The sequence below is a fragment of the Streptomyces sp. L-9-10 genome (assembly GCF_004151105.1).
Classification (GTDB): Bacteria; Actinomycetota; Actinomycetes; order Streptomycetales; family Streptomycetaceae; genus Streptomyces.
The window spans coordinates 16,367-31,613 of record NZ_PHRF01000172.1 but is presented as its reverse complement, the minus strand read 5'-3'; the positions used below and the strand labels follow the sequence as shown (position 1 = coordinate 31,613).

The window sequence follows — 15,247 nt, the reverse complement described above, 5'->3', positions numbered from 1 at the left end:
CTGCGTCATAGAGGAGCTGGACGGACAGCCCCGAAGAAAGGCGCTGGGAACGTGATACGACTTCTCCCAGCCGCGCGTCGTACCTCGATACTCGCTTCGGTCGCCGCTATGGGTGTGCTGATCGCGGGTTGCGGTTCGAACGGCGGGAACGGTGCCGGACGCGATGAACTCTCCATGTGGACCTTCAAGCAGTCCCATGTGGCCGCTTTGCAGGCGGCCGCGGAAAAGTTCACCGCCGAGACCGGAACAAAGGTGAATATTCAGGCGGTGACGCCGGATGACGCCTTTCTGACCAAGGTCCAGGCCGCGGCCCGCACCAATGACCTGCCCGATGTCCTCGAAGTGCACGCCAACGGCGATGACCTCGCGTTCGGCGGGGCGGGCCTGCTGGAAGACCTCTCCAAGGACGTCGACCAGAAATGGCTGGACCAGTACCTCCCCCAGGTCCTCAAGGACGGCACGGTCACCCCCGACGTCTACAAGGCGTCGCTCACCGAGGGGTCCAAGACCCAGGGCGTGCGACTGGGGCAGCGATTCAGTGTGCCGCTCACCGTCGGCACCCAGGGCGTCGTCTACATGAACAAGAACCGCGCGGCGAAGGCCGGGGTCACCCGGGCGCCGGCCACGTGGGAGGAATTCATCGACGCCCTCGACAAGGTGAAGAAGGCATACCCGGACAACGGCGGGGTGACCGTCGGTGTGAAGCAGCCCTCCACGGCTCTCGAATGGCTGATGCAGCCGATGGCGTTCGGCCTGCTCGGGAAGGAGAAGTTCGAGGCGCTCTTCGGCCCGGACGCCTCCCAGGGCTGGTCGTCGCCCAACGGCCAGAAAGTTCTGAACACCTACAACGAGGTGACCCCGTACTGGATGCCGGGCACCCAGTCCAAGGGGATCGACGAGGCGGATCTCGCCTTCGCCCAGGGCAAGGCGTCCTTCGACATCGGCGGCACCTACACGCTGGCGTTTCTCGCCGAGAACGGCTACGACGCGGACAACCTCATGACGTTTCCCGTGCCGCCGCCGGAGGACGCCGCCATCCGCGGCCTCCAGCTCTCGCCGTTCTCGCTCACGGGCCTCTCGATCACCCGGAAATCGGACAAGAAGGACGAGGCCCTGCAATGGCTGAAGTTCCTCTCCAGGGACGAGGTCGCCGCGGACTTCGGAAAACAGGCACTCGACGTGCCGCCCAATGATCTCGACAAGAGCCAGAGCGAGGCGCTCGGTCCGGTCCTGAATTCCATGGAAGCCGCCTTCGGCTCCGGCAAGAATTCCTACAACGCCGGCTATACCGCCTACCGTCCCAGCCTGTACGACCCCGGAAAGGTCGGAGCCGTACTGGCCCAGTTCACCCCGCTGAAGTCACGCAGCGCGGAAAGTACGGGTGCCCAGATGAGTTCCATGCTGAAGTCCTACTGGGCGGAGCAGAACAAATGACGGCCGGAACCGGTACGGCGACGGCCGTCGGCACCGGCACCGGGAAAGGCGAGGGCCCCTCGTCCGCCGGGCAGCGGGACGGCGGCGCACCCCGCCGCGGACTCTTCGGCGCACTGCGCGAGAAGCGCAGGCAGGCCGCCTGGGGCTACCTCTTCGTCGCCCCCGCGATCGTCCTGTTCGCCGTCATGGGCGTCTACACCATCGTCTACGGCTTCTCGCTGAGCTTCGCCCAGTGGAACGGCTTCTGGCCCGAGTGGAACTGGCGCGGCTTCCGGAACTACACGGATCTGCTCGGCGGCAGCCCGACGTACTGGCCGATCGTGAAGAAGGCCGCGGTCAACACCCTGTGGGTCGTCATCGCGGTCCCCCTGCTCACCGTGCTCGTCGCCTTCCCGCTGGCCCTCGTCCTGAACCAGGTCAAGCGCTTCCAGGGCGTCCTGCGCTCCGTCTACTTCGTGCCCTACGTGACGACCGGAATCGCCGTCTACTTCGCCTGGAACTACATCCTGGAGCCGAACGGCGCCGTCAACCTGCTTCTCAAGACCGTCGGCCTCGGCTCGCTCCAGCAGCCGCAGGGCTGGCTCGGCAACCCGGACACCGCGCTGGCCACGATGATCGTCGTCATGGTCTGGTCGGCCGTGCCGGTCGCGATGCTGCTGTATCTGACCGGACTCCAGTCGCTGGACAGCTCCCTGCTGGAGGCCGCGCAGATCGACGGCGCCGGCTGGCTGCGCTCCACCACGACCGTCGTGTGGCCGCTGATGAAGCCCATCACCGTCGTCGTGCTCCTGCTCAACGTGCGCGACTCCCTCCAGGGCTTCCAGTCCTTCCTGATCATGACGAACGGCGGTCCGGGCGACTCCACGAGCGTCCTGGGTCTTGAGACCTACCGGCTCGCCTTCCTCTCCGAGCTGTCCCCGACGCTGGGTCTCGCCAGCGCCCTGGGCTGGCTCCTGTTCCTGGCGGCCCTCGTCGTCGCCTTCATCAACCAGCGGGTGATGAGGAGGATGGGATGAGCGGCGAAACGCTTTCCCCACCGCGGCGGGCGGGCATCCGTGTCCAGGACCGGACCGTGCCGCGGACCGGCGGGCGAAGGCCCGTCGGCAGGACCGCCGTCCGTGCCCTCGTCGGGATCGTGCTCGCCGCCTACGCGGCGGTCAGTGTCTATCCCTTCCTGTGGATGGTCTCGGCGGCCTTCAAGACCAACAAGGAGGTGCAGGAGGGCGGTCATCTCATACCGCACGACCCGACCCTCCGTACCTTCGCCGACACCTGGAACAAGCTCGACTTCTTCGACTACTTCCTCAACAGCGTCAAGGTCACCGTCCTGACGACCGTGCTGGTCGTGGTGGTCTACTCGGCCGCCTCGTACGCCTTCTCCGTGCTGGCGTTCCCCGGCAGGAAGTGGCTGTACCGGCTGTTCCTGGTGCTGCTGTTCGTACCGGGAGTGGTGACACTGCTGCCGATCGTGCTGCTGGAGAGCAAGCTCGACATCCTCGGCACCCACTGGGGTCTGATCCTGCCGTTCGTCAACGGCAGCGCCCCGCTGGCGATCCTGATGCTGACCAACGCGTTCAGATCGGTACCGGGGGAGCTGCGCGAGGCGGCGCGCATGGACGGCGCGGGAGAGCTGCGGATCTTCAGCCGGATCTATCTGCCGCTGGCCAGGCCCGCCGTCATCACCATCGCGCTGCTCACGGCGATCCCGACCTGGAACGAGTATCAGCTCACCCGGATCTCGCTGAACGACCCGCACACGTACACCCTGCCCATCGCGCTCCAGGCGATGCAGTCGCAGAGCGTCGTGCAGTACAACTCGCTGATGGCGGCGGCTCTGATCATGGTGGTCCCGGTGATCGTCCTGTTCCTGTGCGCCCAGCGTTACTTCGTCAACGGACTGATGGGAGCGGTCAAGGGATGAGCGGGAGGACGGTACGGGAGAGCGGCCGGACGGTACTGGTGACCGGGGCGGCCGGCGGGATCGGCCGGGCCGTCGTGGCCGACCTCATCGGCGCGGGTTTCCGCGTCGTGGGAGCCGACCTGGAGCGGGGCGACGGCGAGGACGGCTGCGTCCGGTTCGTCACCGGCGACCTCGGCGAGGCGAAGACCGTGACGGAGAGCTTCGCCGCCGCGCGTGAGGCGGCGGGGGAGGACGGTGTGTTCGCCGGGGTCGTCCATCTCGCGGCGTACCCGGCGCCCGGCATCGTGTCGGAGGAGGAGACACTGCGCGCCAACGTGCTCGCCGCCTACCTGGTGTTCCAGGAGGCGGGCCGGCTCGGGGTACCGCGCGTGGTCGGCGCCTCCAGCGCGGCGGCCGTCGGTATCGCGTGGGCGGACCGGGATCTGCACCCGGTGTACGTGCCTGTCGACGAGGACCACCCGGACCTCACCGTCGACTCCTACGGGCTGTCCAAGGTCATGTCGGAGAAGGCGGCGGAGTTCACGACCCGGCGCTACGGCACGGCCACGGTCATGCTGCGGTTCCCGTTCGTCGGGGCGGGCGACCGGCTGCGGGAGCGGCTGGCCGAGGTGCACGGCGACCCGGCGCCCAACCGCCGCGAACTGTGGGGCTGGCTGCACACGCCGGACGCCGCCCGAGCCGTACGGGCCGCCCTGACGGCCGACCTCACGGGCCACCATGTCGTCAATGTGGCCGCGCCCGACAGCGCGGCCCTGGAGCCCACCCGCGAGCTGCTGGAGACGTACCACCCCACCAGCGAGATCCGGGGCGCGCTCGACGGACACGCGTCGCTGTTCGACACCACCCGCAGCCGTGAACTCCTCGGCTTCACCGCGGCGGGGCGGGAGGACTGGCCGACGGCTGTCATGCCGCACGCCTGACATCCAGGATCCGTACCAGCTCCGTACGACTCCGCGCGGACAAGCCCGTGAGGCTTGTCCGCGCGGAGTCGTTCCGTCAGCCCACGACGCCGGCCAGCAGCCTCGCCGTGGCCTCGGGGGCCTCCACCGGGAAGTGGTGGCTGCCCAGGTCGATCAGCACGATGTCGAGGCGGTCCGCGTAGCGGTCGAGCGCCTCCCGCGTCACCAGATCACGAATGGCGAACACGGTGATCGGCTGCTTCGTCTCGCGCAGCGCCGCGTCCATGTCCCAGTGCACCAGGCCCTCGATGGCACGCAGCCCCCCGGGCTGGCGCACCCTGACCATCTTCTGGAAGTAGGCGTCCTTGCGCGCCGGGTCGGTCCCGGCCGGGGAGCCCCCTTCGACCAGGCCGCGCACCGCCGTGGGGAAGTCGTCGCGGAACACGCCCAGCAGGGCGTCGGCCTGCTCCTCGCTCTGCGCCGGGAACAGGGACAGGTAGTGCAGCCCGTCGAGTGCGACCACGTGCGAGACGGTGCCGGGGAGCAGCCGGCCGACCTCGACGGCGACCGCCGCGCCGTGGGAGTGCCCGGCCACGACGGCCGTGGTCACGGACTGGGCCTCCAGCACCGCCGCCACGTCGCGGGCGAACTCCTCGATGGTCCATACATCTCGCGTCGAGCGGGACTCGCCATGCTCGGCGAGGTCGACGGCGAGGACCCGGTAGCTGTCGGGCAGGTGGCCGGTCACGGCGTCGTAGTCGCCGCGGTCGCACGCCCAGCCGTGGATGAGGACCAGGACCGGCCCGTCGGCGGGTCCGGTGGCGGTGTACCGGATGGTCGTGTGGTCCGATCGCCGGACGAGGAGGTTCTCGCCGGTGGTGCCGCTTGAGGTCGTCATGGTGCTTCCTTCTTTCGTACGTATGGTGCCGGATGGGGCTTCTGGAGGGATGCGGCGGTCTCTACGGAGCGGTGGAGCCGGTGGCCCGGAGCGTCATTCGCCCGGAGCGTCATTCGCCCGGGGCCGCGACCGCCCGGCGCCGGGCCCGCAGCTGGCCCAGCCGCAGGAGGAAGGCGGCGGAGACGATCGCCACGATCGCCAGTGCGTAGATCTCGGTGGCGGTCCGCAGGCCGACGGCGGTGACGGCGATGCCGCCGAGCACGGCGGGCACGCTGTTGCCGAGGTAGTTGATGATGTTCGCGGAGGCGAAGACCGCGCCGCGCTCGTGCGGCCCGGCGAGCCGGGCGAACGTGCCGAACGTCGCCAGTACCGAGGCGCCGAGGCCGACGCCCGCGACGACGGTCCCGGCGGCGGCGAGCCAGACGAGGTCCGCCACCGTTCCCGCGAGGGCGGTCAGCACGCCGAGCCCGAGCAGCGCGGACGAGGGAGCCAGCAGCGAGGCCGCGGAACGGGTGCGCAGCACGGCCACCGTCAGCGCCCCGGTGCCCGCCAGGAGCGTCACGACGACGCCGCCGACCAGTCGGCTCCGCAGCCCGAACAGCTCGCCCGCGACGGACGGGCCGAGGGAGAGGAACAGCCCGGCCAGCGCCCAGCCGGCCACCATCGCCGGCACCACCGGCACGATGTCCGCACGCAGGTGAGCGGGCAGCGCCGCCCGTGGGCGCAGGGAGGCGACGGCTCCCGGCAGGCGCGGGGAGGTCTCCGGCAGAAGAGCGGTCATGGCCAGTGCCAGCACCATGGCGCCGAGCAGCAGGCCGTAGACCAGCCGGGTCGGGGCGGGGCCGAACTCCACCAGCGCACCGGAACCGAGAGCGCCGAGGGCGAGTCCGGTCAGGGGCGCCACCGAGGTGACGACCCCCGCGCGCCCCCGGGCGTGCGGCGGTTCGAGGTCGACGAGCGTGGCGCTGAGTGTGGTCGTCGCCGCCCCGGTGGCGATGCCCTGAAGCACCCGGGCGGCGGCCAGGACGACCACGTTCCCGGCGGCGAGGAAGAGCACGAGCGCGACGATCTCCAGTGCGATCGCCGCGGCGAGCACCGGCCGGCGGCCGACGTGGTCCGACAGCGCTCCGACGACGAGCAGCGAGCCCAGCAGGCCGACCACGTACAGGGCGAAGACGACAGTCAGCACCCATGCGGAGAAGTGCCATTGCTGCTGGTAGACGGGGTAGAGCGGGGACGGAACGCTGGAAGCGGCCAGAAAGACGACGAAGACCGCGGCGACGCCGGGGAAGGCGGTACCGCGCAGCACACGGCGCCTGCCCTCGTCGGGCCGCACGGCGGATATGGCGGAGTCAGTAGACATAGTCATCTCGCAGTGATCTGTGCGTTAGTGGCTTTACGCTAGCACAAACGCATCGGTCACTGCTTTTTTGTCGCAGTGATCAATGCGATACTGGGTGCGTGTCCACTACCGCGTCCTCCGCCTCATCCACCGGGAGCCGGCCGGGGGGCCGCTCCGCCCGAGTCCGCGCGGCCGTCCACCGGGCCGTCGAGGAACTGGTCGCCGACGAGCCCAACGAACCCCTGACGATCCCGGTCGTGGCCGCCCGCGCCGGCGTGCACGCCACCACGCTCTACCGCCGCTGGGGCGCCGTCGGTGATCTGCTCGCCGACGTCATGACCAGCCGTTTCTCCGGCGACATCGTGGTGCCGGACACCGGAAGCCTCCGCGGCGACCTGGAACGCTACGCGTGCGACCTCGCCAAGGACCTCTGCGACCCGGACACCCTCGCCCTGGTACGCGCCACCATCGGCATCGGCGGCGAACAGGGCGCCGCCGCCTGCCGCGGCGACCGCGAGCGGCAGCTCGAAGCCATCCTGGAACGCGAACAGGGCCGGGGGCATCAGCCCCCGACCCTGGAACGCACCACGGACGCCGTGCTCGCGCCCCTCTACTACCGGGCCGTCTTCACCGACGCCCCTCTCACTCTCGACTGGGCGCGCGGCCTCGTCTCACACCTGCTGCCGGACTGATCGCCGGGCCGTCTGTGTAACGTCCCGCCCGGCCCGCGACCTGGGGCGTGTCCTGTGGATCCTGCCGAGTTCGCGGGCCCTGGCCCTTCAGGAGGACGCCAGGACATGGCGGTCGCGGCTCGCGCCGAAGGCCGCGACGGTCTGCGCGACGAGCACGGCGAGCAGCACGGCGACCGGCAGCGACCATCCCCCGCTCGTGGAGTGCAGCAGGCCGAGACCGAGCGGACCGAGGCAGGCGATGAGGTAGCCGATCCCCTGGGCCATCGTCGAGAGCCGGCCGGTGTGGTGCGCGTCGGGCGAGCGGGCGACGATGTAGCCGAGGGCGAGACCGATGGCGAGGCCCTGGCCCAGTCCGAGGGCGGTCATCCAGAGGTAGGCGCCCGACACGGGGGACGTGAGCAGGCCGACGAAGCCGGTCGCGCACAGCAGGGCGGCCGCCAGGGGCGCGACGAAGGCCGGGCGCAGACGCTGCTGCAGCCAGGGTGCCGCGAAGGATGCGGCCATGCCGGGGAAGCTGGAGAAGGAGAGCATCCATCCGGCCTGGCTGTCGCTCATGCCGTGGTCCTGCAGAAGCGTCGGCAGCCAGGAGAGGATCGCGTAGTAGCCGAGGGACTGCAGACCCATGTACAGGGTCACCGCCCAGGCGGTTCGGTCGCGCCACAGCGCCCTGAGTGCGGGTGCGGCGGTATCGGCTCCTCCATGCTTCACCAGCTCCCGTCGTCGGCGGTTCGGGGAACGCCGGTCCGGCACGAGCAGTTCGGGAAGCCAGGCGAGGGCGGCGATGAGGGACGGGATCGCCCACAGCGCGAGCACTTGCCGCCAGCCCCAGCCGGTGGCCGACTCCAGCGGGACGACCACGCCCGCGGCGAGCGCGGCTCCGCCGGACAGGGCCAGGGAGTAGCAGCCGAGCATCAGCCCGGCGCGGCCGGCGAAGTCGTGCTTGATGAGCTGCGGCATGAGGACGTTGCCGACCGCGATCGCCGCACCGGCGATCAGGGTGCCGCCGAACAGGGCGAGCACTCCCGGGACCGAGCGCAGCACAATGCCGCCGGTCAGCGCGAGCAGCGCGTACCACAGCAGGTGGTGGGGCCCGAAGCGGCGGGTGAGCCGGGGCGCGAGGAACGCGAACGCCCCGAAGCAGACGACCGGCACCGTCGAGAGGGCGCCGCCGCCGAACGAGGAGAGGTGTTCGTCGTGCTCGACCTCCGTGAGTACGGGGGACAGGGACGCGACGGCGATGCGCAGGTTGAGCGCGGCCAGGCCGAACGCGAAAGCGGCTTGTACGGTGCGCGCCCCGGCCGGTCCGGGACGGGACGCTGACGGGCGGGCCGCTGGAGCCTGATAGGTCACTGGGCTGTTCATGCCGTTCACTCTCGGACGGAGCCGGGACGGCGGGCCACCGATAGGATGCCAATCTATGAGGGAAACCCGCCATCTTGATCCCGCGGAACGCGGCCGCATCGTCCTGGCGCACGGGCAGCGGCTGCCCATCCATGCCCACGACCGCGGTCACCTGGTCTATTCGGCCACCGGCGTGCTGTCCGTGACCACCGCCAGGGGGACGTGGATCGCTCCGCCGACCCGGGTGGCGTGGACTCCCGCGGCCTTCGAGCACCACCACACCGCGCACGGCAGCGCGGACATGCGGATTCTGTTCCTGTTCGACGCACTCGCCGCCCGGCTGCCCGCGCATCCCGCCGTGCTCACCGTCTCCGGGCTGGCCCGCGAGGCTCTGCTCGCCCTCACGGCCGAGGAAGCGGGCGCCGGCGGGCGGGCGCCGGAGGCGGTCGACCGGCTGCACGCGGTCGTCGTCGACGAGCTCACCGCGGCGCCCGAGCAGCCGCTGCATCTGCCCGAGCCGGCCGACGACCGGCTCCGGGCGCTGACCGGCATCCTCTACGCCGACCCTGCCAATCAGCAGACTCTCGCCGAGCTCGGCGCGCGCGTCGGGGCGAGTGAGCGTACGCTCAGCCGGCTCTTCGGGCAGGAGCTCCGGATGAGTTTTCATCAGTGGCGCACTCAGCTACGCGTCCACCACGCGCTCACCCGGCTCGCCGCGGGGAAGTCCGTCACCGACACCGCTCTCGCCTGCGGCTGGGCCAATCCGACGAGCTTCATCGAGGCTTTCGCCGGTCTCGTCGGCGAGACCCCCGGCCGCTACCGCAACCGTCAACTCCCCACCGAGGGCGGCTAGGAAGGGGACGGGGGTCGGCGAGGATGTGCCGTACGCGCTGTCGGCCGCTGTGAACTTCCTTTTGAATAAAGGGATTCGGTGAATCGACCGGTCCTCAGGTGAAACATCTTCGTGCAACTGGTCGTGGCCCGCCATTGTTCGGAAGCGATAGAGGGTCAGGAACGCTCAATGCTCCGCCAATTCAATGGCGCTGAGCGGTTCAATCGCCTATCGAAGCGGATCGCACCGAGGGCCGGCGCGTCCGTAAGGGACCGTCCGGGGCGGCTTCCGAATTACGCGATCATGTGCGATGCGGCGCCCTTCGGGGGTGCGCTCATTTCCCGTCGTGGGCGGAAGTGCCGGGGTCGGACCGGGCGCAGTGCACGGTTCCTTTATGGGCGATTTATCTCCGTTCTTCCTGAAGTCCATTTAGATGTCTTTAGTGCGACTTTCTACTCTCTGGTGGGTGTTCTGAGCTGGACATTTCCGTCATGGGCGTGATGTGTGTCACGTAAGTGCCGGGTCGCGGGGACCGCCCCGTCGTTCATTTCGTCCGCAGGGAAGGCGAGTTGAGAGCCCCGGTATCGGGTGGGTAACGAGATCTTTCGAGGTCGGAATCGTGAATTGGATTCCGTTGTGAATTCAGGGCTTGTTTCGTCCGGGCGTCCTCGCTTACGTTCTCGTCACTCCGGATGGAACGCCTAATCCTGCCGCCATCCGGAAACCCACACCCACCCACGTACGGCAGGAGCGGGGGACCCAGGTAAGTCGCCGGTCCGTACTCCGGACCGGCTTGGGGTGAAGCCGCATTCAGCACGCGGCCGGGCATCTCCAGCCCGAACCCGACAGCTCACCTCGCAGGCGGAGGAGAGGAATTCGTCATGGCCTCAAAGGCTAAGCACCGTCGTCCCAAGAACAACCCCGTCGCCAGAGGCCTCGTCACCGCGGGCACGGGCGGTGCCGTACTCGCCTTCCCCCTGCTGGCCGCGACCACCGCGGAAGCGGCCCCGGCGCACACCGCCGCCACCGCCAAGGTGCCCATGGCTCCGGCCGCCGCCGTTCAGACGGACATCCCGGCGACCTACTCCGTGGTCTGGGGGGACTCGCTGTCCAAGATCGCGGACGCGTACTCGATCAGCGGCGGCTGGCAGAAGCTCTATGAGGACAACCGCGACGCCATCGGCGGCAACCCGTCGCTGATCCACCCCGGTCTCACACTGACGCTCGGAACGGAGTCCGCGTCGGAGGCCCCGGCCGACTCCACCGCCGACTCCACGGCCGACGAGAGCGCCACCACCGACGAGGTGGCCCCGGCCGACGAGACCGCCACCACCGACGAGACCGCCTCGGCCGATACCGGCGCCGCCACCCAGACGACCGCGCAGACGTACACCGACGACCTGGACGGCTGGATCCGCGAGTCGCTGGACGTCATGGCGCAGCACGGCATCCCCGGCTCCTACGACGGCATCTACCGCAACATCATGCGCGAGTCCTCGGGCAACCCGGCCGCCATCAACAACTGGGACTCCAACGCCGCCGCCGGCACCCCGTCCAAGGGCCTCCTGCAGGTCATCGACCCCACGTTCCAGGCCTACCACGTGCCCGGTACGTCGACGGACAGCTACGACCCGGTCGCCAACATCACCGCCGCGAGCAACTACGCGGCCGACCGGTACGGCTCGATCGACAACGTGAACGGCCCCTACTGACAGGCCCTCACACCCGTCGCGGCAGGCCGGACAGCCCTCAGGGCCTGTCCGGCCTGCCGGCGTTCGCGCGTCTCCCGGGTCAGGCGCGCCGCGCGCGCAGCTCCCGTACCCCCGCCGCCGCCAGCACGAGCGCCGTCGCGCCCAGGGACCACAGCAACTGCGGCCGCGCCGCGTCATTCGTCAGCATCAGGCCGAAGACGACCGCCATGGCGGCGAGCGTGGCCCAGGTCAGCCCCGGGAAGAGCCACATCCTCAGCACCAGCCGCTCCGGTGCCTCCCGCTCGATACGGCGCCGCAGCCGCAGCTGCGACACCGCGATCAGGGCCCAGACGAAGAGAAGCACCGCGCCGACCGCGTTGAGCATGTACAGGAAGACCGAGTCGGGCCATGTGAGATTGAGCAGCACCGACACGAAGCCGAACGCCACGGACGCGAGGACCGCCCGTCGGGGCACACCGCCGCCGCTCACCTTCAGCAGGGACGCCGGCGCCTCGCCCCGTTCGGCCAGCGAGAAGACCATCCGGGACGATCCGTAGAGGTTGGCGTTGAGCGCCGACAGCAGGGCCACGAACACCACGATGTTCATGATCTGCGCGGCGGACGGGACGCCGACGGCGTCGAGGACGGTGACATACGGACTCAGCCCGGCCCGCTGCGCCGTCCAGGGCAGCACCGTCACGATGACCAGCATCGAACCGACGTAGAAGAACAGGATCCGGAACACCGCGCTGCGCACCGCCCTGGACACCGAGCGCACCGGGTCGTCGGACTCCGCCGCCGCGATCGTGACCACCTCCAGGCCGCCGAAGGCGAAGACGACGGCGAGCACGCCGGAGATGACGCCCTGCCAGCCGCCGGGCAGGAAGCCGTCCTGTCCGGCGAGGTGGGTGAAGCCGACGGGGTCGGTGTCGGGCAGCACGCCGAAGACCGCCAGCAGCCCGAGCACCAGGAACGCGACGATCGCGAACACCTTCAGGGCGGCGAACCAGAACTCGAACTCGCCGAAGTTCTTCACGGCGGCGAGGTTCGTGCCGGTGAAGAACACCATGAAGACCAGTACCCACGCCCACTGCGGCACCGAGGGCAGCCAGCCGTTCGCGATCTGCGCCGCGCCCGTCGCCTCCACCGCGAGGACGACGACCAGCAGGAACCAGTACAGCCAGCCCGCGCTGAACCCCGCCCACCGGCCGAGCGCCCGCTCGGCGTACACGGAGAACGAACCCGACGCCGGCATCGCGGCCGACATCTCGCCCAGCATCCGCATCACGCACATCGCGAGCGCGCCCGCGATCAGATACGAGACGACGATCCCGGGCCCGGCCATCGCGATCCCGGCGCCCGAGCCGACGAAGAGCCCGGCGCCGATGACCCCGCCGAGGCCGAGCATGGCCAGATGGCGCTGCTTGAGCCCGCCGGCGAGCGGTGTCCGAGCGTCCGCCGCGGCCGTAGCCGCGGCTGCGCCCGTATCCGTGCGGTCCGTATCCGTCCGGTCCGTGTCAGTCCGGGAGGAGGTGTCGGGCGGGGTCTGGTCGTGCATGAGCGGTCAGGCTGCCTTCGGGATGGTGGGGGGATCTGCGGCACCACGCAGTGTCCCCGGACCACGCCCTCCCAGGCAAAACGAGCCGATCCCCGCGGAACGACGAAACGACGGCACGCACGAACGACGGCACGCAGGAAAGACGGAACAACGGGCGGGTCAGCGTATGCGGGCGACTCCGGCGTAGATACCGCTGTCGTATCCGCCGCTCTCCTCTTCCGTCGGCGCCGCCGCGTCCTTGTACCAGTGCGGGGCCGTGACCAGTCCCGGCTCGGCGAGGTCCATGCCCTCGAAGAACCGCGCCACCCCCGCGCGGGTACGGAAGCCCAGCGTGATGCCACCCCGCTTGTACTGCGCGACCACCTGTTCCACCAGCTCGGGGTAGAGATCGGACGCGGCGTGCGAGAGCACCAGATAGCTGCCGCTGGGAAGGGCTTCCACCAGGGTGCCGACGATGTCGTAGGGCTTCTCGTCCTCCGGGATGAAGTGCATGAGGGCGATGAGCGAGAGCGCGATCGGGCGGCTGAAATCCAGGAAACCGCGGGCGTGCTCCAGGATCGCCCGCGGCTCGCGGACATCCGCCTGGATGTAGTCGGTGGCGCCTTCCGGCGCACTGACCAGCAGGGCCTCGGCGTGCCGCAGGACGATGGGGTCGTTGTCGGTGTAGACGACCCGGGCCTTCGGGTTGATCTCCTGGACGATCTGGTGCAGGTTCGGCTTGGTCGGGATGCCGGTGCCGATGTCGAGGAACTGGTCGACGCCGCTGAGCGCCAGCCAGGCGGTCGCGCGGCGCATGAAGGCACGGTTCTGCCGTGCGGCGGCCCTCGCCTCGGCCGGCAGTTGTGCCCCCACCGCCTGGTCGGTGGCGTAGTTGTCCTTGCCACCGAGGAGGAAGTCGTAGACACGGGCGGGATGCGGCTTGCTCGTGTCGATCCAGGGCTTGGGGGTCTGGGCCGTCATAGAACGCTCCCATGGCGTGGAGGCGGGGAAAGAACCTGGTGAAGGAGCCCGCGGCGCCGAGGCATCGGTTGCGACTGATCCAGGTGGGCGCGAGCGGTAACAGGGTATGTGATGCGGGCAGTTGCTGTTCGAGCAAGGTGCGTATGTACGAGCGGCCGGATGCCGCGTCCGGGCGGCCGGACGCGAGCCGGGCTGGGCTCGCACAGGATTCTCGTCCATACTTCCGGACGTGGAGCAGCGCATAGACTCGAATATCTGGCCCGAGCGTGCCGTGGGGAAAGACCCGGCGTACGTTCCCGGCCTCATGGTCCCCCGCCCCGCCGGGACAGCGGAGACGGACTCGGAGCGGGCGGAGACCGAGGAGCGCGCGCCTGAGGGCGTCGCCCCCTCGGACGCCCTCGCGAAGGACGTTCCCGATGAGCCCGCCCTCGACGCGGACGGCGCCACCGGCACGGCCGAAGCGGCGAAGGAGGCCTCCGAGGAGAGGGACGCCCCCTCACAGGACGCCTCCTCACAGGACGCCTCCTCCGACGGTGACGGCCCCTCCGGCGGTGACGAATCCGGCGACGGCCCCGCCAAGGACGCCTCGGCCAAGGACGGCCCCGTCTTCGAGGCCGTCGACCGCCGCGGCTCGATCACCGCGAACAGCGAGGGCGTCCGGTTCCGGCTGGACGACCAGGAGGCCGACTTCTGGTGGGACGAGATCGGCGCGGTCGAGATCAAGACCCCGCGGTTCGGGCGCCGGTTCACGGTCACGGTGCATGTGTCGGAGCGCCGCTGGTTCGACGCGGAGGTCGAGGCCGACAGCAGGAACCGGCTCAAGGAGTGGACGGCAGAGCTCGACGCCGTCCTGGACGCCTACTTCGAGGAGAACTGAGCGCCCGAGGAGAACCGGGCGACGTCCCAACTCGCCGGGCGGGGGCCCTGGTTGCAAAGGTTGAAAACGCGCGGCCGGGCGCTCAGCCGCTCTTGGTGAGTACGCGGTCCCCGAACCGCTCCCGGCGCTCGTCCGTCGTTCCCTCGGCGCGCTCCCGTTCACGTACCCGCGCGAGCAGCAGCGCCGGGTCGGGGTCCGTCTGAAGCGCGGTCAGGAGCAGCAGCCAGAGATCCGACAGTCCCTCCTCGATCTGCCGCCGTCCCTCCAGGGCGTCGGAGACCGTGTGCAGCCCGAAGAAGGCGCAGACCAGTCCGTGCGCGGCCACTTCGGGACACACGCCCTGGGCGAGCGCTCCCTCGGCGCGGGCCTCTTCGAGCAGCGCGGTGACCGTCTCCAGCCAGCCGACGAACGGCCGGGGCAACGTGACGTCGATGGCCGCGCGTTCCGCCCACAGCCGGGAACCGGCGCGGATGACGACATCGTCGCGAAAAGCTCTGGCCACGTCGAAACTCAGGGCGACCAGCCTTTCGAGCGCGGGGCGGTCGGCCGCCTTGTAACGGCCGATCAGTTCGGGCCAGGTCGCGAAATGCTCCTCCACAATGGCCAGGGCCAGATTCTCCTTGCTGGCGTAGTGGAAGTAGATGGCCCCGCTGGTACGGCCGGACCGCGCGCTGATATCACTGATGCTGGTACCGGCATAGCCGCGCTCATCGAACAAATGTGCCGCAGCCTCCAGGAGAAACCTGCGCGTCGCTTTCGCCCGAACCTGCTCCGCCCGAACCTGCACGTGTACCCCGGATTC

The 15,247-nt window shown here is 69.8% G+C and carries 14 protein-coding genes and 1 riboswitch; of the genes, 8 read left to right on the top strand and 6 right to left on the bottom strand.

Going from position 1 to position 15,247, the window contains the following annotated elements:
- The first annotated feature begins 108 nt into the window (after window positions 1-108).
- Genes CU044_RS37320 through CU044_RS37305 form a run of 4 tightly spaced genes read left to right on the top strand, consistent with a single transcriptional unit; the run spans window position 109 to window position 4,275 of the window.
- The gene (locus CU044_RS37320; protein ID WP_240046071.1) at window positions 109-1,434 is read left to right on the top strand and encodes an extracellular solute-binding protein; all 1,326 of its coding nucleotides are present in this window, start codon (window positions 109-111) and stop codon (window positions 1,432-1,434) included.
- Window positions 1,431-2,450, top strand: a complete 1,020-nt coding sequence (locus tag CU044_RS37315) for a sugar ABC transporter permease (protein WP_129773444.1) — start codon at window positions 1,431-1,433, stop codon at window positions 2,448-2,450. The genes CU044_RS37320 and CU044_RS37315 overlap by 4 nt, the downstream gene beginning before the upstream one ends.
- Window positions 2,447-3,355 carry a carbohydrate ABC transporter permease gene (locus tag CU044_RS37310; RefSeq protein ID WP_129773442.1) on the top strand — a complete coding sequence of 303 codons (909 nt, stop codon included), beginning with the start codon at window positions 2,447-2,449 and terminating at the stop codon, window positions 3,353-3,355. The genes CU044_RS37315 and CU044_RS37310 overlap by 4 nt, the downstream gene beginning before the upstream one ends.
- Complete coding sequence (locus CU044_RS37305) at window positions 3,352-4,275, top strand: NAD(P)-dependent oxidoreductase (protein WP_129773440.1); 924 nt, start codon at window positions 3,352-3,354, stop codon at window positions 4,273-4,275. Before CU044_RS37310 ends, CU044_RS37305 begins: the two co-directional genes overlap by 4 nt.
- A 76-nt stretch (window positions 4,276-4,351) precedes the next feature.
- Here CU044_RS37305 and CU044_RS37300 read toward each other — a convergent pair whose 3' ends face one another.
- Window positions 4,352-5,152, bottom strand: a complete 801-nt coding sequence (locus CU044_RS37300; RefSeq protein WP_129773438.1) for an alpha/beta hydrolase — start codon at window positions 5,150-5,152, stop codon at window positions 4,352-4,354.
- Window positions 5,153-5,261: 109 nt separating this feature from the next.
- Window positions 5,262-6,521 (bottom strand): MFS transporter, encoded by a 1,260-nt coding sequence (locus tag CU044_RS37295; protein ID WP_240046070.1) that lies wholly within the window; start codon window positions 6,519-6,521, stop codon window positions 5,262-5,264.
- Window positions 6,522-6,613: 92 nt separating this feature from the next.
- On the opposite strand from CU044_RS37295, the gene CU044_RS37290 reads away from it, so the two are divergent.
- The gene (locus CU044_RS37290; protein ID WP_129773436.1) at window positions 6,614-7,186 is read left to right on the top strand and encodes a TetR-like C-terminal domain-containing protein; all 573 of its coding nucleotides are present in this window, start codon (window positions 6,614-6,616) and stop codon (window positions 7,184-7,186) included.
- 87 nt (window positions 7,187-7,273) lie between these two features.
- Here CU044_RS37290 and CU044_RS37285 read toward each other — a convergent pair whose 3' ends face one another.
- The gene (locus CU044_RS37285; RefSeq protein WP_240046069.1) at window positions 7,274-8,548 is read right to left on the bottom strand and encodes an MFS transporter; all 1,275 of its coding nucleotides are present in this window, start codon (window positions 8,546-8,548) and stop codon (window positions 7,274-7,276) included.
- A 55-nt stretch (window positions 8,549-8,603) separates the two neighbouring features.
- Here CU044_RS37285 and CU044_RS37280 point away from each other — a divergent pair, with 55 nt between their 5' ends.
- Together CU044_RS37280 and CU044_RS37275 are read left to right on the top strand one after the other, a co-directional pair.
- Window positions 8,604-9,380, top strand: coding sequence for a helix-turn-helix transcriptional regulator (locus tag CU044_RS37280; protein WP_129773434.1), 777 nt, complete (start codon window positions 8,604-8,606; stop codon window positions 9,378-9,380).
- A gap of 667 nt (window positions 9,381-10,047) precedes the next feature.
- Window positions 10,048-10,236, top strand: a riboswitch (cyclic di-AMP (ydaO/yuaA leader).
- A 4-nt stretch (window positions 10,237-10,240) separates the two neighbouring features.
- On the top strand, window positions 10,241-11,071 hold the full coding sequence (locus CU044_RS37275; protein ID WP_129773432.1) for a transglycosylase SLT domain-containing protein: 831 nt from the start codon (window positions 10,241-10,243) through the stop codon (window positions 11,069-11,071).
- A gap of 79 nt (window positions 11,072-11,150) precedes the next feature.
- Here the strand turns inward: CU044_RS37275 and CU044_RS37270 are convergent, their stop codons facing one another.
- The gene (locus tag CU044_RS37270; RefSeq protein WP_240046084.1) at window positions 11,151-12,458 is read right to left on the bottom strand and encodes an amino acid permease; all 1,308 of its coding nucleotides are present in this window, start codon (window positions 12,456-12,458) and stop codon (window positions 11,151-11,153) included.
- Between the two features lie 309 nt (window positions 12,459-12,767).
- On the bottom strand, window positions 12,768-13,568 hold the full coding sequence (locus CU044_RS37265) for an SAM-dependent methyltransferase (RefSeq protein ID WP_129773428.1): 801 nt from the start codon (window positions 13,566-13,568) through the stop codon (window positions 12,768-12,770).
- 229 nt (window positions 13,569-13,797) lie between these two features.
- On the opposite strand from CU044_RS37265, the gene CU044_RS37260 reads away from it, so the two are divergent.
- Window positions 13,798-14,445, top strand: coding sequence for a hypothetical protein (locus tag CU044_RS37260; RefSeq protein ID WP_129773427.1), 648 nt, complete (start codon window positions 13,798-13,800; stop codon window positions 14,443-14,445).
- Window positions 14,446-14,527: 82 nt separating this feature from the next.
- Here the strand turns inward: CU044_RS37260 and CU044_RS37255 are convergent, their stop codons facing one another.
- A complete protein-coding gene (locus CU044_RS37255; protein ID WP_275670258.1) occupies window positions 14,528-15,232 on the bottom strand; it encodes a ScbR family autoregulator-binding transcription factor in 705 nt (234 codons plus the stop codon).
- Window positions 15,233-15,247 lie beyond the last annotated feature (15 nt).